This is a genomic window from Xanthobacter aminoxidans, from assembly GCF_023571765.1.
GTDB lineage: Bacteria > Pseudomonadota > Alphaproteobacteria > Rhizobiales > Xanthobacteraceae > Xanthobacter > Xanthobacter aminoxidans.
Map to the genome: position 1 here is coordinate 21,354 of NZ_JAMJXC010000006.1, position 26,485 is coordinate 47,838.

Below are 26,485 nucleotides of genomic sequence, written 5' to 3' on the forward strand. Positions count from 1 at the left end.
TCAGGCGGCAGGTTGAGGCGCCGGGTGGCGCACATCGCGCTGGGCGGCGCGCAATTGGGTGCGGAAGCGATCGACGCCGCAGGAGGCGGCATCGCCGGGGCCGAAGGTGACGGCGGTTTCCTCCCACTCCTTGTCCAGCGCATTGAGGTCGAGGGCGGTGAGGTCTTCGGTGTGGGGCACGGGCTCCTGTGTGGGTGCCAACACCGCTTCGGCACCGGCAAGGTGGCGCACGGCGGTGAGCACGGCGGCATAGAGCGAGCCGCGCTCGCCAAGGCGCTCTTCCAGGGTAGCGAGGATGTGGTCCACATCGGCGAGCAGCGCCTGCGCCTCGGCCTCGGGCCGGGTGGCGAGGAACTCCAGGAACAGGGGCAGGAAGTCCGGCAGCTCGTTGGCGTCGATGGCGAGGCCGCCCTGCGCATAGAGCGCCGCGAGGTCCACCATGGCCTGCCCGCGGTCGCGGCTTTCCCCATGCACATGCTCGAACAGATGCAGGGACAGGCGCCGCGTGCGGTCGAAGAGGCTCACATAGGCCTCTTGCAGGTCATAGAGGTCCTCGCCCGCCAGCGAGCGCAGCAGCGGCATGAGGCCGAGGCGGGTGGGGGCGTCCAGCCGGCCGTCTTCGGTGAGCGCCTCGGCGAGGTGGGGCGCCGCATCCTGCAACGCCGCCTCGGGATAGAGGAGGAGGCGGGAGAGGGCCTTGAGGGTGAGATTGTCGGCCATCACTCCACCTCCATCGGTGTCTTATTTCGGGGGGGCTTGGTGCGCCGGCCGGGCGTGTGGGTGGGGCTGCCGAACAGGTTCACATCGCTGTCCCCGCCCGAGCAGCCGTTGCCGAAGGAGAAGCCGCACGAGCCGCGCAGGTCGAACGGGTCTTCCCCCGCCTCGCGATGGGCGGTGGGGATGACGAAGCGGTCCTCGTAATTGGCGATGGCCATGGTCTGGTACATGTCCTCGATGTCCGCGCCGGTGAGGCCGACCCTGGTGGCAATGCCCCCGTCGATGCGGCCGTCCACCGTCTTCGCCCGCATGTAGGCGCGCATGGCGAGCATGCGTTCGAGCGCGAGGGCGACCGGCTCCTCGTTGCCGGCGGTGAGGAGATTGGCGAGGTAGCGCAGCGGGATGCGCAGGGAGCGCACGTCCGGCATCTCGCCATCCATGCCCATCTTGCCGGCGGTGGCGGCGGATTGGATGGGCGAGAGCGGCGGCACGTACCAGACCATGGGCAGGGTGCGGTATTCGGGATGGAGCGGGAAGGCGACCTTCCACTCCATGGCCATCTTCCAGATGGGCGAGACCTTCGCCGCCTCGATCCAGGCATCGGGCACGCCATCGGCGCGGGCCTGGGCGATGACGGCGGGGTCCTTCGGATCGAGGAAGAGGTCGAGCTGGGCCTGGTAGAGCTTCTTCTCGTCCTTCACGCTGGCCGCTTCCTCGATGCGGTCGGCGTCATAGAGCAGCACGCCGAGATAGCGGATGCGCCCGACGCAGGTTTCCGAGCACACGGTGGGCTGGCCCGCCTCGATGCGGGGATAGCAGAAGATGCACTTTTCCGACTTCCCCGAAGACCAGTTGTAATAGATCTTCTTGTAGGGGCAGCCCGAGACGCACATGCGCCAGCCCCGGCACTTGTCCTGATCGATGAGGACGATGCCGTCCTCCTCCCGCTTGTAGATGGCGCCGGAGGGGCAGGCCGCCGCGCAGGTGGGATTCAGGCAGTGCTCGCACAGGCGCGGCAGGTACATCATGAAGGTGTTTTCGAACTGGCCGTAGATCTCGGCCTGCACACCCTCGAAGTTCACGTCCTTGCGGCGCTTGGCGAACTCGCCGCCCAGGATCTCCTCCCAGTTCGGCCCCCACTCGATCTTCTCCATCCGCTCGCCGGAAACGAGGGAGCGCGGGCGGGCGGTGGGGAAGGCCTTCGATTCCTTGGCCGTGTGCAGGTGCTCGTAATCGAAGGTGAAGGGCTCGTAATAATCGTCGATCTCCGGCAGGTCCGGATTGGCGAAGATGTTGGCGAGTACCCGCCATTTCGCGCCGATGCGCGGCTCGATCTTGCCGTTCTGCTTGCGGCGCCAGCCGCCGTTCCACTTCTTCTGGTTCTCCCACTCGCGCGGGTAGCCGACGCCGGGCTTGGTCTCCACATTGTTGAACCAGGCGTATTCCACGCCCTGGCGGCTGGTCCACACGTTCTTGCAGGTGACGGAGCAGGTGTGACACCCGATGCACTTGTCGAGGTTCAGCACCATGGCGATCTGGGCGCGGATCTTCATTGGGCCATCTCCTTTTCGGAAGCGGCCGGCAGCTCGTCCTCGAGCCAATCGACCTTGTTCATCTTGCGCACCACCACGAACTCGTCGCGGTTGGCGCCGACCGTGCCGTAATAGTTGAAGCCGTAGGATTGCTGGGCGTAGCCGCCGATCATGTGGGTCGGCTTCAGCACCGTGCGCGTCACGGAATTATGGATGCCGCCGCGCTTGCCGGTCATTTCCGAGCCGGGGGTGTTAATGATCTTCTCCTGCGCGTGATACATCATGGCCATGCCCGGCATGACGCGCTGGGAGACCACGGCGCGGGCGGTGAGCGCGCCGTTGGCGTTGAACACCTCCACCCAGTCATTGTCGGCAAGGCCGGCCGCGTGGGCATCGTCCTCGCTGATCCAGATCACCGGCCCGCCCCGGTTGAGGGTGAGCATGAGAAGATTGTCAGTATAGGTGGAGTGGATGCCCCACTTCTGGTGCGGGGTGAGGAAGTTGAGCACGATCTCGGTATTGCCGTTGGGCTTGGCATTGCGATGGCCGGGGATGGTCTTCAGGTCCACCGGCGGCTTCCAGGTGACGAGCTCCTCGCCGAAGGCCCGCATCCACAGATGGTCCTGATAGAGCTGCTGGCGGCCGGTCAGCGTGCGCCAGGGGATCAGCTCGTGGACGTTGGTGTAGCCGGCGTTGTAGCAGACCTTCTCGCTCTCGATGCCCGACCAGGTGGGGGACGAGATGATCTTGCGCGGCTGCGCCTGCACGTCGCGGAAGCGGATCTTCTCGTCTTCCTTGGGCAGCGCCAGATGGGCGTGCTCGCGGCCGGTGTTCTGGGAGAGGGCCTCCCACGCCTTCACCGCCACCTCGCCATTGGTCTCCGGCGCCAGCATGAGGATGACCTCGGCAGCGTCGATGTCCGTTTCGATCTTCGCAAGGCCCTTGGTCGGACCCTCGCGGTGGGTGCCGTTGAGGGCGCGCAGGGCGTCCACCTCATGCCCGGTCTTCCAGCTGATGCCCTTGCCGCCGTTGCCGATTTTCTCCATCAGCGGGCCGAGGGCGGTGAAGCGGGCGTAGGTCGCGGGATAGTCGCGCTCCACCACGGTCACGCTGGGCATGGTCTTGCCGGGAATGGGCTCCACCTCGCCCTTCTTCCAGTCCTTCACATCCAGCGCCTGCGCGATCTCGGCGGGCGTGTCGTGGAGGATGGGGGTGAGCACCGTGTCGGTCTCCACCCCCAGCACCTCGGGCGCGACGGCCGAGAAGGTGCGGGCGAGGCCCTTGTAGATGTCCCAGTCGGAGCGCGCTTCCCACGCCGGGTCCACGGCTGCGGACAAGGGATGGATGAAGGGGTGCATGTCCGAAGTATTCAGGTCGTTCTTCTCGTACCAGGTGGCGGTGGGCAGCACGATGTCCGAATAGACGCAGGTGGTGGACATGCGGAAGTCCAGCGTCACCAGCAGATCGAGCTTTCCGGTGGGCGCTTCCTCCTGCCAAGCGACTTCCGTGTTGCGCACCGCGCCTTCGCTGCCGAGGTCCTTGCCCATCACGCCGTGCTGGGTGCCGAGCAGGTGCTTGAGGAAGTATTCGTGCCCCTTGCCCGAGGACCCCAGCAAATTGGAGCGCCAGACGAAGAGGTTGCGCGGCCAGTTGTCCGGATGATCCGGGTCGTGGCAGGAGAGTTCCAGCTCGCCGCTCTTCAACGCCGAGGCGACATAGTCCTTCACCTCCTTGCCGGCGGCCTTGGCCTTGGCGGCGATGGCGAGGGGATTCTGCTTCAATTGCGGCGCAGAGGGCAGCCAGCCCATGCGCTCGGCGCGGACATTGTAGTCGATGAAGCTCTTGTCCCACTCGCCCTTGGGCGCGGTGGGGGAGAGGATTTCGCCGGCGGTCAGCGTCTCGTAGCGCCACTGGTCCGTGTGGGCATACCAGAAGGAGGTGGCGTTCTGGTGCCGGGGCGGGCGCGACCAGTCGAGGCCGAAGGCGAGCGGTTGCCATCCGGTCTGCGGCCGCAATTTCTCCTGCCCCACATAATGCGACCAGCCGCCGCCCGACTGGCCGATGGCGCCGCAGAACACCAGAAGGTTGATGACCCCCCGGTAGTTCATGTCCATGTGATACCAGTGGTTCATGGCTGCGCCGATGATGATCATCGAGCGCCCGTTGGTCTTCTCCGCATTGGTGGCGAACTCGCGCGCCACGGTGATGATGGCATCGCGCTTCACGCCGGTGATGCGCTCTGCCCAGGCCGGGGTGAAGGGCACATCCTCGTCATAGGAGACGGCGACATTGCCGCCGCCGAAGCCCCGGTCGAGGCCGTAATTGGCCATCATGAGATCGTAGACGGTGGCGACCTTCATCACGCTGCCGTCCGCGCCCTGGATGAGGCGGACGGGCAGGTTGCGGGTCAGCACCTCGCCATGGTCGGTGGAGACGAAATGCTCGGTGGCGCGGCCGCCGAAATAGGGGAAGTCCACGGCCGCGATCTCGTCCGCATGGTCCTCCAGCGAGAGGCGCAGGCGCAGGGCGCGGCCGGTGCCGTCCTTCTCCTCCAGATTCCATTTCGCCTGCTCGCCCCAGCGGTGGCCGATGGAGCCCACGGGGGCCACGAGATCGCCGCTCGCCTCATCGAAGGCGACGGTCTTCCACTCGGGATTGTTGGTCTCGCCGAGGCCGCCGGGCAGGTCCGATGCGCGCAGCATCCGCTCCGCCACGAGACGCCCGTCGCGCTCCACGAGCCGCACGAGGAAAGGCATGTCCGAGTAACGACGCAGGTAATCGTCGAAGTAGGGCACCTGCCGGTCAAGGTGAGATTCGCGCAGGATCACATGGCCCATGGCGAGGGCCAGCGCGGCGTCGGTGCCCTGCTTGGGGTTCAGCCAGATGTCGGCGAATTTGGTGGCCTCGGCATAATCCGGCGTCACCACCGCGCTCTTGGTGCCCTTGTAGCGCACCTCGGTGTAGAAATGGGCGTCCGGCGTGCGCGTCTGCGGCACGTTGGAGCCCCACACGATGATGAAGCCGGCATTGTACCAGTCGGCGCTTTCCGGCACGTCGGTCTGCTCGCCCCAGGTCTGGGGAGAGGCCGGCGGCAGGTCGCAATACCAGTCGTAGAAGGAGAGGCACACGCCGCCGAGCAGCGAGAGATAGCGCGCCCCCGCCGCGTAGGACACCATGGACATGGCCGGGATGGGCGAGAAGCCCGCCACCCGGTCCGGGCCATGGGTGCGGATGGTGTGGGCGTTGGCGGCGGCGATGATCTCGTTCACCTCGTCCCAGCTGGCGCGCACGAGCCCGCCATGGCCACGGATGGAGGTGTAGGAGGCGCGCTTTTCCGCATCGCCGACGATGGAGGCCCAGGCGGCGACCGGCGGCAGCTTCGCCCGCGCCTCGCGCCAGAGCTTGAGGAGGCGCCCGCGCACCATGGGGTGCTTCACCCGCGCGCCGGAATAGAGATACCAGCTGTAGGAGGCGCCACGGGCGCAGCCGCGGGGCTCATGGTTCGGCAGGTCCGGGCGGGTGCGGGGATAGTCCGTCTGCTGGGTTTCCCAGGTGACGATGCCGCCCTTCACATAGATCTTCCACGAGCAGGAGCCGGTGCAGTTCACGCCGTGGGTGGAGCGCACGATCTTGTCGTGCTGCCAGCGCTTCCTGTAGCCGTCCTCCCACGAGCGATCCTCGTGGGTGACGATGCCGTGGCCGTTGGCGAAGGGCTCGGTCTCGCGGCGGAAGAAGGTGAGCCGGTCGAGGAAATGGGACATGGGTAGAGCCTTCCGTGTGTTTTCGCTCAAGCGCCGCGCGGGCTTGACCAGCGGTTCGCGAGCCGGGCTCGCGAACCGCTGGTGCTACGCGGCCGCAGCCGGACGGGGAGTGGCGCGCGGGGCGATCCCGCGCTCGATGTCGTGGAGAAGGCCGCCCTTGCGGGTGTAGACGGCCCACGTGATGACAAGGCAGCTCACATAGAAGCCGAGGAAGGCCCAGAGCGCCGCCTCCGGCCCGCCCGTCAGGGCGATGGAGGTGCCGTAGCCCTTGGGGATGAAGAAGGCCCCGAAGGCGGCAATCGCGGAGGTGAAGCCGGTGATGGCCGCCGCCTCCTTCTCCGCCTGCTTGCGGCGCGCCTCCGCGTCGGCGGCGGGCATCAGGCGGTCCATCTCCTTCGCCATGATCGCGGGGATCATCTGGAAGGTGGAGGCGTTGCCCACGCCGGTGGCGAAGAACAGCACCAGGAAGGCCGCGAAGAAGGCCGAGAAGGCCCAGGGCTCGGCGCGCATGCCGATGGCCCACAGCACGCCCGACACGCCCGCCATCATCAGCACGAAGACGAACAGCGTCACCCGTCCGCCGCCATAGCGGTCCGCCAGCCACCCCGTGCCGGAGCGAGCGAGCGCGCCGACCAGCGGGCCTAGGAAGGCGTAGGAGAGCGCGTTCACTTCCGGGAAGAGGATGTTGGTGAGGAGGGGGAAGCCCGCGGAATAGCCGATGAAGGAGCCGAAGGTGCCCGTATAGAGCCAGCACATGATCCAGTTGTGCTTGCGCTGGAAGATCACCGACTGCTCGCGGAAGGAGGCGCGGGCGTCGGCGATGTCGTTCATGCCGAACCACGCGCCGAAGGCCGAGAGGACGATGAAGGGCACGAAGATGAAGCCGGCATTCTGCAGCCACATGGGCGCCGGCCCCGCCGCCGCCTTCACCATGGCCGGATCACCGCCGAAGGTGCCGAACAGGCCCATGGTGATGACCAGCGGCACCACGAACTGCACCACGCTGACCCCGAGGTTGCCGAGGCCGGCATTCAGCGCCAGCGCGTTGCCCTTCTCCGCCTTGGGGAAGAAGAAGGAGATGTTGGCCATGGAGGAGGCGAAGTTGCCGCCGCCGAAGCCGCATAGCAGCGCGAGGATGAGCAGCACCACATAGGGCGTGTCCGGGTTCTGCACCGCATAGCCGATGCCGAGCGCGGGGATGATGAGCGACCAGGTGGTGAGCGTCGTCCAGAGCCGCCCGCCGAAGATCGGCACCATGAAGGAATAGAAGATTCGCAGCGTCGCGCCCGTGAGACCGGGGAGCGCGGCGAGCCAGAACAGCTGGTCGGTGGTGAATTTGAAGCCCACCAGCGGCAGCTTCGCCACCACCACCGACCACACCTGCCAGATGGCGAAGGACAACAGCAGCGCCGGGATGGAGAGCCACAAATTGCGCCGGGCGATGGCGCGGCCGGTGGAGGCCCAGAACGTCTTGTCCTCGGGCCGCCAGTCGGTCAGCACCGCGCCGGCCTTGCGGGCGGGCAGGGCGGGCGTCGGCATGCCCTGCATTTCCGGCAGCTCGGGCAGGGTGGCCAGCGCCGGAGCAGAGGCTTCCTTTTCCATATGCCGGATGGCGAGGTGCATCCAGGCCAGCGCCCCGACCGCGATGACGAACAGCAGCATGAAGCAGCTGGTCCACAGGCCGGTGAGGTCGTTGAGCACGCCGAAGGCAAGCGGCAGCACGAAGCCGCCGAGGCCGCCGATCATCCCCACGAGGCCGCCCACGGCGCCCACATTGTTGGGGTAATAGACCGGGATGTGCTTATAGACCGCGGCCTTGCCCAGGGCCATGAAGAAGCCGAGCACGAACACCGTGACGGTGAAGCCGGCGACGCCCATTTCCATGTGGAAGGTGATGGGGCCGTTGATGCCGCGCACCACATAGTCCGTGGGCGGATAGGACAGCACGAAGGTGGCGAGGACCGAGACGAGGAAGGTCCAGTACATCACCCGCCGCGCGCCGTAGACGTCGGAGAGATGCCCGCCATAGGCGCGGAACAGGCTCGCCGGCACGGAGAAGGCGGCGGCGATCATGCCCGCCTGCTTGATGTCGAGGCCGTAGACCTTCACCAGATACTGCGGCAGCCACAGCGCCAGCGCGACGAAGGCGCCGAAGACAAAGAAATAATAGAGCGAGAAGCGCCACACCTGGACGTTCTTCAGCGGCTCCAGCTCCAGCCACGCGCTCTTCGGCTTGATGCCGAGGCGGCGGCGCTCCACCAGCACCGGATCATCCTTGGTGGTGACGAAGAAAAGCACCGCCATCACCACGAGGGCGGCGGCCCACACCTGCGCCACCATCTGCCACCCGAAGGCGACGAGCACGAAGGGGGCCAGGAACTTGGTCACCGCCGCGCCCACGTTGCCGGCGCCGAAGATGCCGAGCGCCGTGCCCTGCTTGCCCGCCGGATACCAGCGCGAGACATAGGCGACGCCCACCGAGAAGGAGCCGCCGGCGATGCCGACGCCCAGCGCCGCCAGCAGGAACTGCGGATAGGTCGCGGCATAGGTGAGGAGGAAGGTGGCCACTGCCGCCGCCAGCATGGTGAGGGCGAAAACCACGCGCCCGCCATACACGTCCGCCCACACGCCCAGCGCCACGCGGATGAGCGAGCCGGTGAGGATCGGCGTGCCGATGAGGAGGCCGAACTCGGTGTCCGAGAGGCCGAGATCCTGCCTGATGCGGATGCCGATGATGGAGAAGATCGTCCACACCGCGAAACACACGGTGAAGGCGAGGGTGCTCATGGAAAAAGGGCGCGCCGCTGGTCGCTTTGGCTCGCCTCGAAAGGGGTGTGCATGGCTTCAACCCGCCAGTTGCAAAGTCGCGGCTGGACCGCGCGTCGCAACCTGCGGCGGGGGCGCCGTGGCTTCTTTGATCTGTATCAGTAATAGACTTCGGTCATCAGAAAACAGCGGAGACTTATTGGATGATCCGGAACGAAATATCTTTATTGCTGTCTCAACTTTACAAGCTTTGACGCGGCAATTGACATTTGTCAAGTGGCGAAGGTGATGGCATGGTAGGGGTGACGAAACGAGGTGCGCATGAGGCCTGACGACGCCGCCGTGATCCGAAGCCTGCCGCTGTTCGCCGATGCCCGCGAGGAGACCTTCGCGGAGCTGGTGCGCACGGCGTTTCTCCAGCGATTCCCGCCGGGGGTGACGCTCATCAACGAGAATGACGAGGCGGACTTCCTCCATGTGGTGGTGGAGGGGCAGGTGGAGCTGTTCGCCACCTTCGGCGAGCGCGAAACCACCATGAGCATCGTGGAGCCGGTGGGCACCTTCATCCTCGCGGCGGTGCTCAATGCGCGCATCTATCTCCAGTCCGCCCGCACCCTGCAGAAATCGCAGGTGCTGATGATCCCGGCCGAGAAGGTGCGCGATGCGATGGGCACGGACGCGGCCTTCACCCGTGCCGTCGTCACCGAGCTGGCCCGCGGCTATCGCCGGGCGGTGAAGGAGGTGAAGGGGCAGAAGCTGCGCACCGGGGCCGAGCGCCTCGCCAACTGGCTGCTCCAGCGCGCCGAGGCGGAGGGGGCAGGGCGCATCACGTTGCCGTTCGAGAAACGGGTGCTCTCCTCGCTGCTGGGCATGACGCCGGAAAATCTCTCCCGCGCCTTCGCCGTGCTGAAGACCCACGGCGTGACGAGCCGGGGCGCCGTCATCACTCTCGCCGACCGCGCGGCGCTCGCCGCCTTCGCGCGGCCCGATCCGCTCATCGACGGGCCGGAGTGAGGGGCGGCCGGCCCCCGCATCCTTCGCCTCGCGCCCCGCGCTTCGTGCCGGCGGCCCCATGGCCTCACTGCCGTCGTGCTCCGGCTCGACCGGAGCACCCATCCGGCCGTTTGTCCCGGCGGAGATATGGGCCCTCCGGTCAAGCCGGAGGGCGACGGCGGGAATGGATGGCGCTTGTCGGCGAAGCGAAGTCCGCGCTGGTCGTGCTTGGCTCTTGATTAAGACCGCCTGTCTTGCCCATGGTGCTCCTGGCCGGTGACTCACCGCGCACGGGCAGGGGGCGATCCATGGCGGCGACGCGGTTCCACAGGGTGGTGATCTTCCTGCTGTTCGCCATCACGGTGGTGAACTACATCGATCGCGCCGCCATCTCCTATGCCATCCCGGCCATCGAGCAGCAGCTCGGCCTCTCCAAGGCCGCCGCCGGCACCATCCTCGGCGCGTTCGGCCTCGGCTATGCGGTGACGACGCTCATCGGCGGCTTCGCGGTGGATCGCTACGGCGCGCGCATCGTGCTGAGCATCGCGGCGGTGCTGTGGAGCCTGTCCATCGGCCTCACCGGCCTCGCCTCCGGCTTCCTCACCCTCTATCTCGCGCGCACGCTGCTGGGCATGGCGGAGGGGCCGAACTTCTCCGCCGTCACCGGCGCGGTGGAGCGCTGGCTGCCGCCGGCCCGGCAGGCGAGCGCGCTCTCCTATGCGCTGGTGGCAGTGCCGGTGGCGCTCGCCTGCGGCGGGCCGATCGTGACGCAGCTTCTGGCGGCGCTGGGCTGGCGCGGCACGTTCGCCGTGCTGTTCGCGCTCTCGGTGGTCTGGGTGCCGCTCTGGTACGTCCTCTTCCGCGACGACCCGGCCCAGTCGCGCCATGTGAATGCGCAGGAGCTGGCCTTCATCCGCGAAGGCCAGAAGGCCGAGGCCGCGCCCGTCCGCCGCTGGCCGCGCATGAGCGAGGTGCGGGTGCTGCTCACCAACCGCACGCTGCTGGTGAACTACTGGGCCTTCTTCGTCTTCGGCTACTTCCTGTTCTTCTTCATGGCCTGGCTGCCTAGCTATCTCCAGCAGTCCTACGGGCTGAAACTTGCCGCCGTGGGCGCCTTCACCGTGCTGCCCTGGCTGTGTGCCGCCGTGGCGCTCTGGGCGCTGGGACGCTGGTCGGATCACCTCCTGAAGACCACCGGCCGGTTGCGCGTGTCGCGCTCCTACCTCATCGCCGGGACGCAACTGGTGGCGGCGCTCGCGGTGGTGCCGGTGGCGTTCAGCGCCAGCCTGCCGGTGGCCATCGCCTGCATCTCGCTGGCGGTCGCCGCCTCCATGGGGGCGAACGCGGCCTATTTCGCGGTGAACGTGGACATCGTGCCGGAGAAGGCGGCGACCGCTTTGGGCATCATGGATTTCTGCTTCGCGCTGGCCGGCTTCGTCGCCCCCGTTATCACCGGCTTCGTGCTGTCGCTGCGCGGCTCGTTCGCCGACGGCTTTGGCCTGATGGCGGTGCTGGCGCTCTCCTCCGTCGTCCTCGTCCTCGCCTTCCACCGGCCGGACGAGGACCGGGCGATCCCCTGAGCCTCAGCGCCCGGCATTCATGGCGTTCAGCACCGCCTCGCTCGGCCAGCAGTCCACCTTGAGGCCGGCGGACTTCTGGTAGGCGCCGAGCGCCGCGCGCGTCTGCATCCCGGCCTTGCCGTCGATCTTGTCGGAATAGAGCCCCAGCCGCGCGAGGTGCTTCTGCATGGCCTCCACCGATTTCGTCTTGAGCTGGGAGGAGACCGACCACGGCGTGCGGAAGGGCGAGGGGTCCGTCATGCGGTCGGAGAGGTGGCCGACGAATAGCACGTAGAGGTCGGAGAAATTGTACTGCTTGATGACGAAATAGTTCGCCGTGGTGAGGAAGGAGGGGCCGTAGGTGCCCTCGGGCTGCAACAGCGATGCGGGCTGCGCCACCTCGGTGGCGGAGAGGCGGCGGACGGGGGCGTAGCGGGCGCGGATCCACTCGCTGATGGGCTGCTTCACCTCCGGCACGCCCATGGTGCAGTCGGCATTCACCGGCGCCAGCACCTCATAGGCCCAGCGCACGCCCGGCTGCCATCCCTTGTCGGCGAGCTGCTTGGCGGCGGAGGCGAGCGCGTCCGGCACCGAATGCCAGATGTCCGCATGGCCGGTGCCGTCGAGATCAACGCCGTGTTTCACGTAATCGGAGGGCAGGAACTGGGTGAGGCCCGTCGCGCCGGCCCAGGAGGCGCGGAAATCCTTCCGGCTCACGTCGCCGTCGTTCAGCATCTTCAGGGCGAGGATGAACTCGATGCGGTACTGGTCCTTGCGTCGTCCGGCATAGGCCTGCGTCGCCAGCACCTTCAGCGCGTCGTGGGGCGAGGTGTAGCGGCCGAAATCGGTCTCGCGGCCCCAGATGGCCAGCACCACGGGGGCGGGCACGCCGAACATGGCCTCGATGCGGTCGAGGGGCGCCTTGTATTTCTGCATCAGCCGCTGCCCCTCGGCGGCGAGGCGGGCGATGGTGGCCTCCTTCACATAGGCGGCCGGCACCTGCACGAACTCGGCCTGTCCGCCGGCACCGGTGGAGGGGCGGCCGGGCAAAGCGAGGTCGGGCAGCTTGTAGTCGGGCTCGAGGCCGGCCGTCTCCCGCTCGAAGGTGGCGCGCGACACGCCCGCCGCCTGCGCCTCCGGCCACAGGGAGGCGATGAATTGCGTGAATGCAGCATCCGCCGCCTGCGCCGGTGCGGCAGCGGCGATGGTGAGGGCCAGGGTCCAGGCGATCAGCTCGGCGAGGAGGCAACGGCAACCGGCAGGCAAGGGACGGCTCATCGATCAGGGGAAAGCAGCGCCGGAGGGTAGCATGGCCCCCAGCCGCCGCCAAAGCCGATGGCTGGCACGGCGGGTGCTTGCCTTCCCTTCAAACCCGATCGGCGTGCCGGGGAAGGGCCGCATTGGCGCGTTCCCGACACGGGCGCATTCCGGGGGTAAGGCAGAGGCGGTGTCATGGCCATAGAGGCGGTGCTGATGGACATCGAGGGCGTTCTCGGCCCCCAGTCCTTCCTCGATGAGACGCTGGTGCCCCATGCCCGCGAGCGGCTCGGCGCCTTCATCGCCGAGCACGGCGAGGAGGACGAGGAGATCGAGGGGGCGCTGGACGAGGCCGGCCGCCTCATGGGCGGCTTCTCCCTCAAGCCCCGCGAGGCGGAGGCGCTGCTGCTGCGCTGGATGAAGCAGGGCCGCAATCCGACGCCGCTCAAGATCATCCAGGGCCGCATCTGGCAGGAGGGCTATGCGGCCGGCGCCTTCCGGGCGGAGGTCCATGGCGATGCCGGGCCGAGCCTTGCCGCCTGGAAGGGGCAGGGGATGAAGCTCTTCACCTTCTCCTCCTCGTCGGAACTGGCGCAGAAGCTCTGGCTCTCTTCCGCCGGCTTGGATGCGGAGCGCCTGCTGGACGGCTTCTTCGACACCCGCATGGGTCAGAAAATGGAGGAGGAGGCCTACAAGGCCATCGCCCAGGAGATCGGCCTCGCCCCGGCGCAGATTCTCATGCTCTCGGGCAATGTGGACGAGCTGGACGCCGCCGCGTCCGCCGGCCTCGCCACGGTGCGGATCGCGCGCGAGGGCGGCGAAAGCGGAAGGCACCCGGCGGCGGCGGACCTCGCGTCCGTCATCCTGCCGTGAGCCGGCGTTCGGACGTTTGGGCGGGGGGCTGACTCTTGGCGCGCTTCACCGTGGAAACCCGCAGCGGCGCCCGCCAGGAGGTGACGGGGCGCGATGGCGCGACGCTGCTGAAGGCCATCCGCAAGGCCGGCATCGAGGAGCTTGCCGCCCAGTGCGGCGGCGGCTGCGCCTGCGCCACCTGCCATGTCTTCGTCACCCTGCCGGAGGGCGTGACGGCGCCCCCGATCAGCCCCGGCGAAAGCCGCATGCTCGCCACCAGCCAGAACCGCACCCTCGCCTCCCGCCTCGCCTGCCAATTGAAGCTGGAGCCCGCGCTGGACGGCATGACGGTGGTGATCGCGCCGGAGGAGGCGGGGGACTTCTGAGGGCATTTTCGAGCGAAGTTGATACCGGTTCGCGTGCGCCAGTGGCGCGCCCTCACTCCGTCGCGAGGCGTTCGGCGAGTTCGTGCACGTCGTCCCAGCTCAGGCGATGGGGGGCGGCGCCGGTGTCCACGTCCACCCCTTCCGCATGGACGGCGGCGGAGAAGTCGCCGTCCATGCCGACGGGGCTGAGATAGAGGAAATCCGTGCGCCGCCAGTCGTGGGCGACGGCGGTGAAGGCGCGCGACAGGGTGCGTCCCTCCTCCAGCGTCAGGTCGTAGTGCAACGCCCCGCTCAGCGTCATGCGCAGCATGTCGCCGAGGAGGCGGTGGGACACGCGCCGGACGAAGGGATAGGGGGCAACGGGGTCGGGGACGCCGGGGGCGGGAACGAGGGGATCGGGCATGGCGAAATCCTCACCGCTCAGAGCGACCTGACCTCTTCCGCCCTGGCGACGAACTCCAGCCTGTCCGCCGCGTCGAAATCCGCCACCGGCACCGCGAAGACAAAGCGGTTCGCGTACCAGAAATTGCCGAAGGGCAGGAACAGGCTGCCGGAGGCGAAGGTGGCAAGCGGCGTGTCGCCCGCCTTCAGCACCGCCTCGAAGCCGGGGCCGGCCTCGGCGGCGGCGGTGTTGTCGCCAAACACCTCGAACTGCACGATGAGCCGCACCAGCGGCGCGCCGGCCTCCTCCGTCCTGATGGCAATGACCTTCAGGTCCTGGAAGCGCCGGCCGATGGTGCCGTCCGCCAGCAATTGCGGGAATTCGTGCACGCGCCCCTTCTTCACCGCGAGACCTTCGGCTGGCAGCACGCCGAGGTCGGCGAGCCCGGTGGGCTTGGCGGGGGCCAGTGTCACGCTGGTGCGGGTTTCCTGCAATGCCGGCAAAATACGCTCCTGTCGGGCGGGTCGTTGGAAATGCGACAAAAATCGACATTGCCCGCCCAGAAGCACATTGCGCGCCAGATCGCCCTCATGCGCCCGGAGGGGCGGCCGCGCGGGCGACGCAGGCCGCGCTCCACGGCCGAGCCGCGGCGCGGGCGGCTGCCACCTTTTCCGGGCCGCGGTTCATCTCCTCCAGACACAGGATGTCGAGGCTCGACAGGCCGATGGTCGCCAAGACATAGCGCAGATAGGGCGTGAGGAAGTCCACCTGCCCGGCCGGCGGGTCCCCCAGTCGCCCGCCGCAGGAGACGATGGCGAAGGCGGGCCGGTCGGCAAGGAGGCCCTGCTTGCCGGTTGGAGTGGAGCGGAAGGTGCGGCCGGGGCGGACCACATGGTCGATCCAGGCCTTGAGCGCCGATGGCACGGTGTAATTGTGCATGGGCGTCGAGATCACCAGCACATCGGCGGCCTCGACTTCCGCGATCAGCGCCTCGGACCGGGCCAGCGCCTCTTCCTCGGCCGGTCCGCGCATGTCCGGGGCCAGCGCGTTGGCGCGGGCGAAGTCGGGGCCGGGGTGGGGGAGCTGCGTGTGGGAGAGGTCGCGGCGGGTCACTGTCCATCCGGGCGTGGCGGCCGTGACTGCGCCCGCGAGTTCTTCCCCCACGGTCCGGCTGAACGATACCGTGCCGCGGGGACTGGCGGAGACGTGGAGCAGGCGCCGCATGTCATCCCGCTCCGGGAAGCGGGATGTTGAACCGCAGCGCCATGGCGAGCAGGCCCTGGCGATAATAGAAGCGGTGGCCCAGCGCGTTGTCGAGGCCGGTATCGAGCACCAGCTTGGCGCAGCCCTGCGCCGCGCCGCGCGCCTTCAGTTCGTCCATCAGCCGCGCCCCATGGCCCCGGCTGCGTTCCGCCGTCTCGGCAACGAGGTCGTCCACATAGAGGAAGCGGCCGTGGATCAGGCTCTCCGTCACGCGGTAGCCGGCGAGCGCGACGGGCGCGCTTCCCGCCCACAGCGCGAGGATGCGGTAGCCATCCGCCGACTGCCGCCGCCAGCGCCGGGCCAGTTCCTCGGCGGAGGCCAGATGCGGCCGCAGCTGGCGCATCAGCGGATAGCACAAAGCGATCTCGGTCTCGCCGACGTCGCGGAGTTCGGCGGGCATCACGCGGCCCTCGCCAGCGGCGGGGCGAAGCGCAGGGCGACGGCGATGCGGTTCCACTGGTTGATGGTGCCGATGGCGACGGTGAGGTGCATCGCCTCCTCGGCGCTGAACACCTCCAGCAGGTTCGCATAATCGGCATCCGAGGGCGGTCCCCCGGCGGTCAGCGTCAGGGCCTCGGTCCAGGCGAGGGCGGCGAGCTCGCGCGGGGTGAACACGCCGGCCTCGCGCCACGCGGCGACGAGATCGAGCTTTTCCGCGGGAACCGCGAGCCGGCGCGCCACGGTGAGATGATACTGGATGCAGAAGGCGCAGCCGTTGATCTGGGACGCGCGCACCTTGGCGATCTCGGTCAGCGGCTTCTCGAGGCCGGACTCGTCGACGCTCTTGCCCAGCGCCAGCAGCGCGGCATAGGCGGCGGTTTTGGCAAACGCTTCGTAGGGCAGGCGGGGCTCGTGGGGGTTAGGGGCGCTCATGCTGGTTCCCGGAGTGGCGATGTGATAATATCAAAGCTCGAACAATATATTCGAGTTCTGATATTATGCGCAAGCCCGTCTCCCCGACCCTTCCCGCGCCAGCCCGGAATCTCGTCCCGGACGAAAGTCCCGCTCCGGGCAAACTCCCGGCTCCAGGGCATGGGAAGCGTGGGGAGGACGGGCACCTCGGCTACCTGCTGCGCCAGGCCAATGTGGCCTTCCGCACCCGTCTGGAGCGGGCGCTTGCCGACACCGGCGTCACCCAGCCGCAGTTCGTCGTGCTGACCATGATCGACGCCTATCCCGGATGCTCGGGCGCCGACCTCGCGCGGCTGTCGTTGCTGACCCCGCAGACCGTTTCCGTGATCGTTTCCAATCTCAAGCGGGACGGCCTGCTCCAGTCCGGCCCGCACCCGGTGCACGGGCGCATCCGCTGCCTGAGCCTGACCGTCCCCGGCAACGATGTGCTCGCCCGATGCAAGGACAGCGCGAATGCGCTGGAGGCGGAGATCGCCGCGCCCCTGTCGGCGTCCGAGGCGGCGGTGGTGCGCCGCTGGCTGGTCAGGGTCGCCACCGGAGGGACCGAGTCGCTGGCGGGCGCCGCCGACGATTGAAGCCCCGTTGGGCGCGGTTCGACGAAGTGGTCTTTCGCGCCGATACCGGACTGGGCAATGATGCGCCGGCCGGCAAGAGCCTTCACCGACCGACACGCGCACACAGCGGGAGGAACGACATGATCAAGGCCGTCGTGTTCGACGCCTACGGCACGCTCTTCGACGTCCAGTCGGTGGCCGACGCCACCGAGGAGGCATATCCCGGCCGGGGCGAGTACATCACGCAGGTCTGGCGGCAGAAGCAGCTGGAATACAGCTGGCTCCGGGCGCTGATGGGGCGCTATGCCGATTTCTGGAGCGTCACGCGGGAGGCGCTGGCCTACACCCTCGGAACGCTGGGACTGGAGCCGGACGAGGCCTTCCTCGCCGACATGGCGCAGGCCTACAACCGCCTCACGCCCTATCCCGACGCGGCCCGATGCCTCGCCGGGCTGGCGCCGCTCAAACGCGCCATCCTCTCCAACGGCGCGCCCGACATGCTGCGGGCGCTGGTGGCCAATGCGGGCCTCGCCGACAGCTTCGACGCCGTGATCAGCGTCGATGCCAAGCGCGTGTTCAAGCCCCATCCCGAGGCCTATGCGCTGGTGGAGGCGGTGCTGGGGGTGACGCCGGCCGAGGTGCTGTTCGTGTCCTCCAACGGCTTCGACGTGGGGGGCGCGAAGGCTTTCGGCTTCCGCGTGGCCCGCGTCGCCCGCCTGCCGCGGGAGGCGCTGGCGCGGGAACTGGCCTCGGGCGCCATCGCGCCCCTGACCGTGTTCAAGGCGCTCAGGATGCAGGAGGAGACCTATGCGGAGGCGCCGGATTTCGTGGTGCCAGCGCTCGGCGACCTGCCGCGGCTGATCGCCGAGACGGCCGGCGGGATGCGGTGATGGACGGGCGGGCCGGCGGCCGGAGGCCTGCCGAAGAGCGCGGCTCCGCCTTTGCCCTCAGCTGCCGCGATAGGTGGTGTAGGAGCCGGGCGAGAGGAGGAGCGGCACGTGGAAATGCTCCTCCGGATTCCATACCGTGAAGGCCACCCGCACCTTGCCGAGATAGGCGCGGGCGGTGGTGGAATAGCCGTGGCGGGCGAAATAGGTGGGCGTGTCGTAGCGCCACTCATAGGTGCCAGCGGCAAGGTCGCCGCCGCCGAGGAGATGGTGGTCGCAGGCGCCGTCGTCATTGGTGACGAAGGAGGAAAGGCACGTCATGCCACCGTCGCTCTCCCGCCGCCACAGCTCCACGCCCAGCCCGCCGGCCGGCGCCGCGCGCACGGTGTCGAGCACATGGGTGGAGACGCTGCCCGTGGGCGCGGCGCGCACACGGTCGAGCAGCCGCATCCAGGAGATGGCCGCGACCTCCGCCAGCGCCTCCGTGCGCTCCGCCTCGGGGCTTGCCGCGAGGCGCCGCTCGAAGGTGGCGAACAGGGTCTTCAGCGAGGCCTTGCGCACCGCGAGGATGAAGGGATAGCCGAAGCGCGCCTCATAGGCGGCGTTCAGTCGGTCCAGCCGGGCGCTGATCTCGGCATCGAGGGCATCGAGGCCGAGGGCGGTCTGCTCGGCGGTGGATTCCGCCGTGGTGCCGCGCCGCAGGGTCTCGGGAGAGAGGCGGGGATGGCCGTTGAGGAAGTCCGCCAGTGCCGGCGCGGGTAGCGCCTCGATGCCGGCCAGCATTGCCTTGTGCAGGGCGGTGAGGGTGGCGAAGGGGCGCGCGGCGGCAGCGTTCCGCGCCACCCACGGGGCATTCTCGAACACCGGGCCGAGGGCCGCCGCGAAATCGGCGGCGGTCATGGCATTCAGCGCGTCGAGGCGCAGGAGGTCGTTCTGCACGTCCCGTCTCCCGGTCATTTCATGAAGCGTGAGAAGCCGGCGACGCGCTCCATCAGCACCATCATCAGCACGGTGGCGATGATGATGACGCCGCAGGCGGAGGCGGCCCGGCTGTCGAGCTGGTTCTGGATGATGTCCCAGAGATAGATGGGCAGCACCTGCGTGCGGGCATCCTGAAGGAACAGCGATACCGGCACGTTGTCGAACGAGGCCATGAAGGCAATGAAGGCGCCGGAGGCGACGCCCGGGCTGATGAGCGGCAGCGTCACCGTCCGGAAGGTGTGCAGGCGCGATGCGCCGAGGCTGCGCGAGGCATCGAGCAGGGCCGGATCGAGCTGGGCGAGGCTGGCCAGCGTGGTGCGCAGCACGAAGGGCACGCACACCACGATATGGCCGATGGCGAGCGTCAGCGTCGAGGGCCGCATCCCCAGCATGGAGAACAGCATCAGCGCCGCGAAGCCGAAGGCCAGCGCCGGCAGGATCAGCGGCGACATGAACAGCGTCTCCAGCCCCCGTGCCACCGGCCCCTCGCTGCGGGCGATGCCGAGCGCGGCGGCCACTCCCAGCACCACGCAGGCGGAAACGCTGATGACCGCCACTTTCAGGCTCACCCACAGGGCCGCCTGCAATTCGTTGGCGTCGATGAGCGCCGCGTACCAGCGCAGCGAATAGCTGGCGGGCGGGAAGTGCAGCGCCTCCTCGCCGGTGAAGGAGAGGATGAGGATGACCAGCGTCGGCCCCGCCAGCGCGATGACGCAGATGAGGGAAAGGAGGCCGAACACGGTGTTGAAGGAGAGGGTCTGCCAGTCGCGGAGCATGGCGTCCTCCTAGCTGTAGAGCCGGGCCGCGCGGCTGCGCGACAGCGCCACCAGCATGGCGACGATGAGCAGCACCGAGACCATGAAGATGACCGACACGGCGGCGGCGAAGGGCCAGTTCTGCAAGTCCATGGCCTGCTGGAAGATCATCATGGGCATGAACAGCAGCCGCGAGCCGCCGATGAGCGACTGGGTGACGAAGGCCGTCACGCAGGCCGTGTAGGTGAGGATCGTTCCGGCGATGATGCCGGGCAGCGACAAGGGCAGCGTGACCTTGAAGAAGGTGCGCCACGCCCCCGCGCCCAGCGCCTGCGAGGCGCTTTCCAGATTGGGATCGATGCGCTGGAGCGTGGTGATGAGCGGCAGCACCATGAGCGGCATCTGCACCTGCGCCAGCACGATGACGACGCCGGTCTCGCTGAACAGCAGCTTGAGCGGCTGCGCCGAGAGGCCCAGCGCCAGGATCGCCTCGTTGACGATGCCGTGGCGGCCGAGAATGACGATCCAGGCGAAGGTGCGCACCACCACGCTGGTGACGATGGGCAGCACCACGAGGAAGATCAGCACCGCCTGCCAGCGGGCCGAAACCCGTGTGCACAGCCAGGCCAGCGGATAGCCGAACAGCAGGCACAGGAGCGTTGCCTTCGCCCCGACGAGCAGCGTGTCGCGCAGCACGGCGAGGTTGAGGCCGTCGGTGAGGAAGGCGGCGTACTGGCCGAGGCCGAGCGTGCCGGTCATCTGCCGCTCGGTCTCGAAGCTGATGGCGACGAGCAGGCCGAGCGGCGCGATGAAGAACAGCGTGAAGAAGGCCGCAAGCGGCAGCGCGAGCGCCCAGTCCTTGGGTTTGGGATTAAGGGCGCCCGCCATGGTCACACCCGGATGTCGCGGTTGAACTGCTGGGTCCAGGCGGCGCGGTTCTGGTTCACCTTGGCCCAGTCGAAGAACACCATCTTGTCGAGGTCGGCCGGGGTCTTGGCGATCTGCTGGGCGACAAGCCCGGCATAGGGCACCTTGCTGGAGGTGGGGATCACGTTCCACGGCGACTTCTGCATCTCGCCCTGCACGTCCGGCGAGATCTGGCTGTCCACATAGGCATAGGCCAGCTCCGGCTTCAGCGCGCCGGCGACGATGTGCATGGTGGTCTTCCAGGCCGGCGTGCCGGTATCGACGCGGACGAACTCGATGGGCACGCCCTTGGCCTTCAACTCCTCGGCGAAGTTGAAGTTCTGCACGCCGATGTCGATCTCGCCCTGCTGGAACAGAGCGCCGTGGGCGCCGAAGTTGGCGGAGACGGCGGCGAGGTTCGGCAGCAGCGTCTTCAGCTTCTTGAAGCCCGGCTCCATGTTCGCCTCGGTGCCGCCGGCCAGCCGGTTGATGTCGAGCAGGAAGGCGAGGCCGAGGGTGGAGGCGAGCGAGGTGATGCCCACCCGGCCTTTGTACTCCGGCTTCCAGAGGTCGTCCCAGGAGGTGGGCGGGGTCTTCACGGTCTTCGGATTATAGGCGATGCCGATGGCCTGCATGGTGATGGCCGGGCCATAGGCGCCCTGGAACTTCGGGTTCAGCGCCGCGAAGTTCGGGGATTTCGCCAGGTCGTATTTGGCGATGAGGCCGGCATCGATGGCCTCCAGCGCCGGGCCTTCGTCCAGCATGGCCACGTCGAACGGGGGCTGGTTGCCCTTGGCGGCGGTGAGCTTGGCGATCTGCTCGGTGGCCAGCATGGGCGACTGCACCACGCTCGCCCCGGTGCGCTTGACGAAATAGGGCGCGAGGATCTGCTTCTGCACATTGGCCCAGGTGCCGCCGAAGGTGGCGGCCACCAGCTCGTCCGCGGCGAAGGCGCCGCGCGGGGCGAAGGCGAGGCCGGCGGCGGCCGCGGAAGCAAGGAACCCTCGCCGGGACATTTCGAACGTCATGCTCAATTCCCCTTCTTGTGGGTGTCGCCCGAATGGTCCGGGAACAGGCCGGTGATGCGGTTGGGCTTGAAATGGAGGAAGACGGAGCCTTCGAGCGGGGCATCCGCCTCGCGCTCCTGCACCACCTTCACCGACGAGCCGTCGATGAGCGCCACCTCGTAGATGAGGGCGGGGCCGATGGGCATGACGGCGGTGATCTCGGCGCCGATGGCCCCCGCGCCGCCGGTGGCGCTCACTCGCATGCCCTCGGGGCGCACCGCGACGAGAACCGCCGCGCCCACGGGCAGCGGTGTCTCCCGTCCGGTCTCGATGACCATGCCGTCGGCGAGGCGGACAGCCGCGCCCGTGGCCGAGGTGCCGGCCACCGTGGCCCTGAGCAGGTTGGCGGTGCCGACGAAGGTGTTCACGAACAGGGAAGCCGGCCGGTCGTAGATGTCCGAGGGCGGGGCGAACTGCTCCAGGTTGCCGCGCGAGAGCACGGCGATGCGGTCGGACATGCCGAGCGCTTCCTCCTGGTCGTGGGTCACCATGACCGTGGTGATGCCCGACTGGCGCTGGAGGCGCTTGATCTCGATCTGCATGTCGAGGCGCAGATTCTTGTCGAGGGCGCTGAACGGCTCGTCCAGCAGGAGAATGCGCGGCCGGATGGCGAGGCAGCGGGCGAGCGCCACGCGCTGCTGCTGGCCGCCGGAGAGTTCGCGCGGGAGACGGTCGCGGAAGGCGGCCATCTGCACCACGTCCAGCATCTCGGAGACCACCGCGTCGGTCTCCGCCTTCGGCCGGCCGGCGGCGATGGGGCCATAGGCGATGTTCTGCGCCACGCTCATGTGCGGGAACAGGGCATAGTTCTGGAACACGATGCCGATGCGCCGCCGGTTGGTGGGCAGATGGGAGATGGAGGCGCCATCCACCAGCACGTCGCCCGAGGTCTGGCGCAGGAAGCCGGCGATGATCTTGAGCAGGGTGGTCTTGCCGCAGCCCGACGGGCCGAGCAGCGAGACGAGTTCGCCGGGGCGGATGTCGAGATCGATGGCATTGGCGGCCACCACCTGCCCGAACGCATGGGAAATGCCCCTCAACGTCAGCGCGTGCCCGGCGGACTGGCTCATGGTGGAAGCCTCAAGGTGCATCTGATCGGGACGCCCCATCGCCCCTGCGGGGAAGATAGTCGTCCTCGCGGCCATTGCCGTCCATCGCAGATTTGATACTTTTCCATACGCAAAATGCGTATGGAGGCAGTGGTGCCGGCATCCCTCGTTCCCGCGGCCCTGCGCTATGCCGAGCAGGTGGCACGCTCCGGCTCCATCCAGCGCGCGGCCAAGGACCTCAACGTCGCCGCCTCGGCCATCAACCGGCAGGTGCTGCAACTGGAGGAGACGCTGGGCGTGCCCCTGTTCGAGCGGGTGGCGAAGGGCATGCGCCTCACCCCCGCCGGCGACGCCCTCGTCACCCTCGCGCGGCGCTGGATGGCCGACGAACGCCGCACCGCCGCCGAGCTGCGCCAGCTTCAGGGGGTGGATCAGGGCCATGTACGGGTGGTGGCCATGGACAGCCACGTCAACGGCATCCTGCCCGCCCTCATCGCCGATCTCGACGCCCGCCACCCGCGCATCTCGCTGGACGTGGAGGTGGCGAGCACGGACGCCGCCGTCGCCGCCCTCATGGCCGGGGACGCGGACATCGCCGCCATCTTCAACCTGTCGCCCCGGCGCGACATCCATGTGCTGTGGTCGGCGGAGCTGCCCTTCGGCTGCGTCATCGCGCCGGACCATCCCCTGGCGAGCCGCGGCTCCATCAGCCTGCAGGAGGTGGTGGCCCATCCCATCGTGCTGCAGAGCCGGGCGCTGATGATCCGCCGCTATCTGGAGGCGCGGCACGGCTGGCTGTTCACCCAGGAGCGCAAGACGGTGGAGACCAATTCGCTCCAGCTGGTGAAAATCCTCGCCCGCGAGAAGGGCTATGTGGCCTTCACCTCCGAGCTCGATGCGGCGGCGGAGCTGATCGCCGGCACGCTGGTGTTCCGCCCTGTGCGCGACAAGGGCGCCGAGCCGCAGATGGTCTCCATCGCCATCGATGGGCGAAAGCCCCTGACGCGGGTGGGGCGCATCGTGGCGGAGGCGCTGAAGCGCCTCACCGGCCGGATGATCGACGATGTCCGTCGCGCCGGCACCGCATCCGCGCCGGACTGATGCCGGCCGCGCATGCGGCCTCTCCCGCACGCTGGCGCGTCATGCGGCCAAGGTCGCACGAGAAATCGCCTGTCGGACGGGGTTCCAATCGGTATGTTGAGAGGGGGCGGTTGCTTTGCGGCCGTCGGGCAAGGCGGAGGGGTCATGTTTCGCGTCGTGCGGCGGGTCGTTGCGGTCCTGCTGGTGCCGGTGTGCGCCGCACTCCTCGCGCTGGTGCTGGCGGCCAACCTGCCACAGGCGGAGGGACTGCGCCGGTCGCTGGCGGAACAGGGGCTGACCCATCTGTGGGGCGAGCCCGTGAGCGTGCGCGGGGCCGTGACGGTCTCCCTGTGGCCCAATGCGGCGGTCGATATGGACGGCGTGGAGGCGCACGGCACCGATGGCGCCAACGCCCGGACCGATCGTCTGACCGTCGCCATCCCGCCTTATGCCGAACTGGTCAGCGGCGGCCTGCGCTACAGCCTCGTGGTCGAGGGGGGAGACTTCGACGTGCCTTTCGCCAGCGGCGAGGCGGCCCGCCCCGGATCGCTGCTCGAATCCCCCATCCACGTGCTGTCCCTGCTGCCGCACCTCACCATCCGCGACACGGTGGTGCGCTTCACGGACACCATGAACGGCTGGCTGTTCGATCTCAGGGTGAAGGATCTCAGGAGCGTGGCCGAGGCGGGGCGCAACGTGCTCGTCGCTGACGCGGCCCTGAACGGCCAGCCCCTCACCCTCGGTTTCGCCTTCGACCTCGAGGTGGAGAAGGAGGAGCGGGAACGCCCCTATGGCGCTCGTATCACGCTGGCCACCGCCGGAGGACCCGACGCCCCCGGCCTTTCGGCGCGCTTCGACGTGCGTGCGCCGACCAAAAGGTTCGACCATGGCCTCGTGATGAAGTTCGATGCCGACGCCAAGAGCCTCGCCAAGGGGCTTACCCTCGCCGGCATCGCCCCCTCCATCGACGGCACCGGCAAAGTCAGTGCCCGCTTCAAGGCCGAGCCGGACCGTTTCAGCTTCCACGATCTCGACCTCGTCCTCACCCTGGCGGACGGCGAGCGCATCTCCGTCACGGGCCAGGCCGACGACCTCGCCACCCTCGCCGGCGCCGACCTCAAGGTGGTGGCCGATCTCGCGACCGCCGCGCCCCCCGCCGTCTCCCTGCGCGAGATCGTCGTCACCCGTCTGACAGGGGACTTCCGAAGCCGCGCCGAAGGCATGATGCTGGAGGAGATCCTCATCTCCACCAACGCGTTCGACCAGAGCCTGAGGGAGATCGGCCCCATCAACGTGCGTTCAGTCACGCGCGACGCGGAGGGGCATGTGGCCTTCCGGGGTATCTCGGTGATCGCCGGCCCGCCCAGCCGCCCCATCGCCCGGCTGGAGGGCAATGTGGACGATATCCTCGGGTTTGCCGGCGTCGAGCTGGCGGGCGGTGTCGACATCCCGGTCGCCAGCGTCGTCGCGTTGCCGCCCGAGGCCCAGGACAAGCTCGGACGCATCGTCGGCAGCCTCTCCATGTCGGACGCCGGGGGCGGGCTCGGGGTGGATTCCTTCGCCGCCCGCATTGAGGGCAGCGCCCTGGTCTCGGCGACGCTTGCCCTGGTGCTGGACGATCTCGGCAAGCCCGGCGTCGCGGCCACCACCCAGGTGGATGCGCGGCTCAAGGTGCCGAACTATTCCGCCTTCGTCGCGGCCTTCGGCGACACCTCCGATTTCCGCGGGCAGGTGACGTTCGAGGGGCGCCTGAGCGGCAACACCGATGCGCTGACCATGGAGGGGCGCACGGACATCGGCCGCACCCGCATCGACGGCACCCTCTCCAGTCTCGCCGCGCCCGGGGGCCGGTCGGTGGTGAAGGGCAGCATCACCTCGCCGCTGGTCTATGCCGACGAGCTTCTCGCCTTCATGCGTCCGGAAGGCCAGCGGCGGCGCAAAACGGTCAAGGTGATCGGCAACCGGGAGCCGGAAGGCGGCAGCCAGATCGACCTGATCGGCACGACGGATGCGGACGTGGCCATCTCCGCCACCCGCCTGCAGGGCGGCGGCGACAGCGCCACCGGCGTCAAGGCCCGTCTCGTGGTGAACAACGGCGCCCTGCGCGTGGACCCGCTGCGCATCGGCTATCGCGGCGGCGTCATCTCCGCCGTCATGGCGAGCGAGGGGCGCTCCGTGCTGCGCACCAAGGGGTCGGGGACGGGCTGGCCGCTGGCGACCCTGTTCGGGCATGGCTCGCCCATCTCGGTGTCCGGCACGCTGAGCGTCGTCTTCGATCTCACCACCCGGATGGATGCGGACAACCCGCTCGCCACCCTCGGGGGCACCCTCACCGGGCGCGTCGGCCGCGGCCGCATCGGCACCGGGCTTCTGGACCTCGCCGGCGTGGGCATCCTCGCGGGTATCTTCACCTCCTCGGTGCAGAAGGGCGAAAGCGTGCTGCGCTGTGCCAAGGTGCCCCTCCAGTTCCACAAGGGCGTCGGCCGCACCAATCCGGTGATCGTGTTGAATACCGAGCATGTGCAGGCCCTCGCCCGTGGCACGGTCGACCTGGTGCGCAACCGCATCGACCTGCGGGTGGCGCCACGCCCGATCACGGCGCCCGATGGTCCGCCCGGCCACAGCTTCACCGTGAAGGGCTCGCTCAGCAGCCCCGCCATCGCGATGGCCTCCGCCGGCAACGAGCCCCACGGCCGCTACAGTTGCGAGTGAGGCGGCGGGCTCTCGGCTGAGGTCCTGCCGCTTGTCGTCTTGGAAATAATAAATCGATCGTTTAATCTTTGAATCGCCGGCAAGGCCCGGCGACACAGCCGCCGCACGCCATCC

The 26,485-nt window shown here is 68.4% G+C and carries 23 protein-coding genes; 8 read left to right on the forward strand and 15 right to left on the reverse strand.

Annotated features, from left to right (window positions below):
- The 4 genes from narJ to EJ105_RS11345 all read right to left on the reverse strand — a co-directional run bounded on the left by narJ (window position 1) and on the right by EJ105_RS11345 (window position 8,797).
- Window positions 1-720 carry a nitrate reductase molybdenum cofactor assembly chaperone gene (gene narJ, locus EJ105_RS11330; protein WP_250166413.1) on the reverse strand — a complete coding sequence of 240 codons (720 nt, stop codon included), beginning with the start codon at window positions 718-720 and terminating at the stop codon, window positions 1-3.
- Window positions 720-2,270: a nitrate reductase subunit beta gene (gene narH, locus EJ105_RS11335; protein ID WP_250166414.1), complete on the reverse strand. Its 1,551-nt coding sequence runs from the start codon at window positions 2,268-2,270 to the stop codon at window positions 720-722. Before narH ends, narJ begins: the two co-directional genes overlap by 1 nt.
- Window positions 2,267-6,010 carry a nitrate reductase subunit alpha gene (locus EJ105_RS11340; protein WP_250166415.1) on the reverse strand — a complete coding sequence of 1,248 codons (3,744 nt, stop codon included), beginning with the start codon at window positions 6,008-6,010 and terminating at the stop codon, window positions 2,267-2,269. Before EJ105_RS11340 ends, narH begins: the two co-directional genes overlap by 4 nt.
- A gap of 84 nt (window positions 6,011-6,094) precedes the next feature.
- Window positions 6,095-8,797 (reverse strand): nitrate/nitrite transporter, encoded by a 2,703-nt coding sequence (locus EJ105_RS11345; protein WP_284145412.1) that lies wholly within the window; start codon window positions 8,795-8,797, stop codon window positions 6,095-6,097.
- A 300-nt stretch (window positions 8,798-9,097) separates the two neighbouring features.
- Here EJ105_RS11345 and EJ105_RS11355 point away from each other — a divergent pair, with 300 nt between their 5' ends.
- Window positions 9,098-9,790 carry a helix-turn-helix domain-containing protein gene (locus tag EJ105_RS11355; RefSeq protein WP_029557186.1) on the forward strand — a complete coding sequence of 231 codons (693 nt, stop codon included), beginning with the start codon at window positions 9,098-9,100 and terminating at the stop codon, window positions 9,788-9,790.
- 287 nt (window positions 9,791-10,077) lie between these two features.
- Window positions 10,078-11,349: an MFS transporter gene (locus EJ105_RS11360; RefSeq protein ID WP_250166416.1), complete on the forward strand. Its 1,272-nt coding sequence runs from the start codon at window positions 10,078-10,080 to the stop codon at window positions 11,347-11,349.
- Window positions 11,350-11,352: 3 nt separating this feature from the next.
- Here the strand turns inward: EJ105_RS11360 and EJ105_RS11365 are convergent, their stop codons facing one another.
- Window positions 11,353-12,606, reverse strand: coding sequence for a lytic murein transglycosylase (locus tag EJ105_RS11365; RefSeq protein ID WP_394042095.1), 1,254 nt, complete (start codon window positions 12,604-12,606; stop codon window positions 11,353-11,355).
- Window positions 12,607-12,780: 174 nt separating this feature from the next.
- On the opposite strand from EJ105_RS11365, the gene mtnC reads away from it, so the two are divergent.
- Complete coding sequence (gene mtnC, locus EJ105_RS11370; protein ID WP_250166418.1) at window positions 12,781-13,458, forward strand: acireductone synthase; 678 nt, start codon at window positions 12,781-12,783, stop codon at window positions 13,456-13,458.
- A 35-nt stretch (window positions 13,459-13,493) separates the two neighbouring features.
- Complete coding sequence (locus EJ105_RS11375; RefSeq protein WP_250166419.1) at window positions 13,494-13,823, forward strand: 2Fe-2S iron-sulfur cluster-binding protein; 330 nt, start codon at window positions 13,494-13,496, stop codon at window positions 13,821-13,823.
- Window positions 13,824-13,875: 52 nt separating this feature from the next.
- On the opposite strand, the gene EJ105_RS11380 is transcribed toward EJ105_RS11375, so the two are convergent.
- The 5 genes from EJ105_RS11380 to EJ105_RS11400 all read right to left on the reverse strand — a co-directional run bounded on the left by EJ105_RS11380 (window position 13,876) and on the right by EJ105_RS11400 (window position 16,341).
- Window positions 13,876-14,226 carry a hypothetical protein gene (locus EJ105_RS11380; protein WP_250166420.1) on the reverse strand — a complete coding sequence of 117 codons (351 nt, stop codon included), beginning with the start codon at window positions 14,224-14,226 and terminating at the stop codon, window positions 13,876-13,878.
- A gap of 17 nt (window positions 14,227-14,243) precedes the next feature.
- Window positions 14,244-14,708 carry an RNA-dependent RNA polymerase family protein gene (locus EJ105_RS11385; protein WP_250166421.1) on the reverse strand — a complete coding sequence of 155 codons (465 nt, stop codon included), beginning with the start codon at window positions 14,706-14,708 and terminating at the stop codon, window positions 14,244-14,246.
- Window positions 14,709-14,793: 85 nt separating this feature from the next.
- Window positions 14,794-15,429 (reverse strand): FMN-dependent NADH-azoreductase, encoded by a 636-nt coding sequence (locus EJ105_RS11390; RefSeq protein ID WP_250166422.1) that lies wholly within the window; start codon window positions 15,427-15,429, stop codon window positions 14,794-14,796.
- 1 nt (window position 15,430) lies between these two features.
- Window positions 15,431-15,868 carry a GNAT family N-acetyltransferase gene (locus tag EJ105_RS11395; RefSeq protein ID WP_250166423.1) on the reverse strand — a complete coding sequence of 146 codons (438 nt, stop codon included), beginning with the start codon at window positions 15,866-15,868 and terminating at the stop codon, window positions 15,431-15,433.
- The gene (locus EJ105_RS11400; RefSeq protein WP_250166424.1) at window positions 15,868-16,341 is read right to left on the reverse strand and encodes a carboxymuconolactone decarboxylase family protein; all 474 of its coding nucleotides are present in this window, start codon (window positions 16,339-16,341) and stop codon (window positions 15,868-15,870) included. Before EJ105_RS11400 ends, EJ105_RS11395 begins: the two co-directional genes overlap by 1 nt.
- A 65-nt stretch (window positions 16,342-16,406) precedes the next feature.
- Between EJ105_RS11400 and EJ105_RS11405 the strand changes: the two genes are divergently transcribed.
- Complete coding sequence (locus tag EJ105_RS11405) at window positions 16,407-16,955, forward strand: MarR family winged helix-turn-helix transcriptional regulator (RefSeq protein ID WP_250166425.1); 549 nt, start codon at window positions 16,407-16,409, stop codon at window positions 16,953-16,955.
- A 119-nt stretch (window positions 16,956-17,074) separates the two neighbouring features.
- Window positions 17,075-17,824 carry a haloacid dehalogenase type II gene (locus tag EJ105_RS11410; RefSeq protein WP_250166426.1) on the forward strand — a complete coding sequence of 250 codons (750 nt, stop codon included), beginning with the start codon at window positions 17,075-17,077 and terminating at the stop codon, window positions 17,822-17,824.
- 57 nt (window positions 17,825-17,881) lie between these two features.
- Here EJ105_RS11410 and uraD read toward each other — a convergent pair whose 3' ends face one another.
- The 5 genes from uraD to EJ105_RS11435 are packed head-to-tail and all read right to left on the reverse strand — an operon-like array spanning window position 17,882 to window position 22,600.
- Entirely contained in the window at window positions 17,882-18,760 is an 879-nt protein-coding gene (gene uraD / locus EJ105_RS11415; protein ID WP_250166427.1) for a 2-oxo-4-hydroxy-4-carboxy-5-ureidoimidazoline decarboxylase, read from the reverse strand.
- Between the two features lie 14 nt (window positions 18,761-18,774).
- Window positions 18,775-19,578 (reverse strand): ABC transporter permease, encoded by an 804-nt coding sequence (locus EJ105_RS11420; RefSeq protein WP_029557200.1) that lies wholly within the window; start codon window positions 19,576-19,578, stop codon window positions 18,775-18,777.
- Between the two features lie 9 nt (window positions 19,579-19,587).
- Window positions 19,588-20,445 carry an ABC transporter permease gene (locus EJ105_RS11425; protein ID WP_250166428.1) on the reverse strand — a complete coding sequence of 286 codons (858 nt, stop codon included), beginning with the start codon at window positions 20,443-20,445 and terminating at the stop codon, window positions 19,588-19,590.
- A gap of 2 nt (window positions 20,446-20,447) precedes the next feature.
- A complete protein-coding gene (locus EJ105_RS11430; protein WP_250166429.1) occupies window positions 20,448-21,491 on the reverse strand; it encodes an ABC transporter substrate-binding protein in 1,044 nt (347 codons plus the stop codon).
- 2 nt (window positions 21,492-21,493) lie between these two features.
- Complete coding sequence (locus EJ105_RS11435) at window positions 21,494-22,600, reverse strand: ABC transporter ATP-binding protein (RefSeq protein WP_250166430.1); 1,107 nt, start codon at window positions 22,598-22,600, stop codon at window positions 21,494-21,496.
- A 132-nt stretch (window positions 22,601-22,732) separates the two neighbouring features.
- Between EJ105_RS11435 and EJ105_RS11440 the strand changes: the two genes are divergently transcribed.
- A complete protein-coding gene (locus EJ105_RS11440) occupies window positions 22,733-23,680 on the forward strand; it encodes a LysR family transcriptional regulator (protein WP_250166431.1) in 948 nt (315 codons plus the stop codon).
- Between the two features lie 144 nt (window positions 23,681-23,824).
- Entirely contained in the window at window positions 23,825-26,371 is a 2,547-nt protein-coding gene (locus EJ105_RS11445) for an AsmA family protein (RefSeq protein ID WP_250166432.1), read from the forward strand.
- Window positions 26,372-26,485 lie beyond the last annotated feature (114 nt).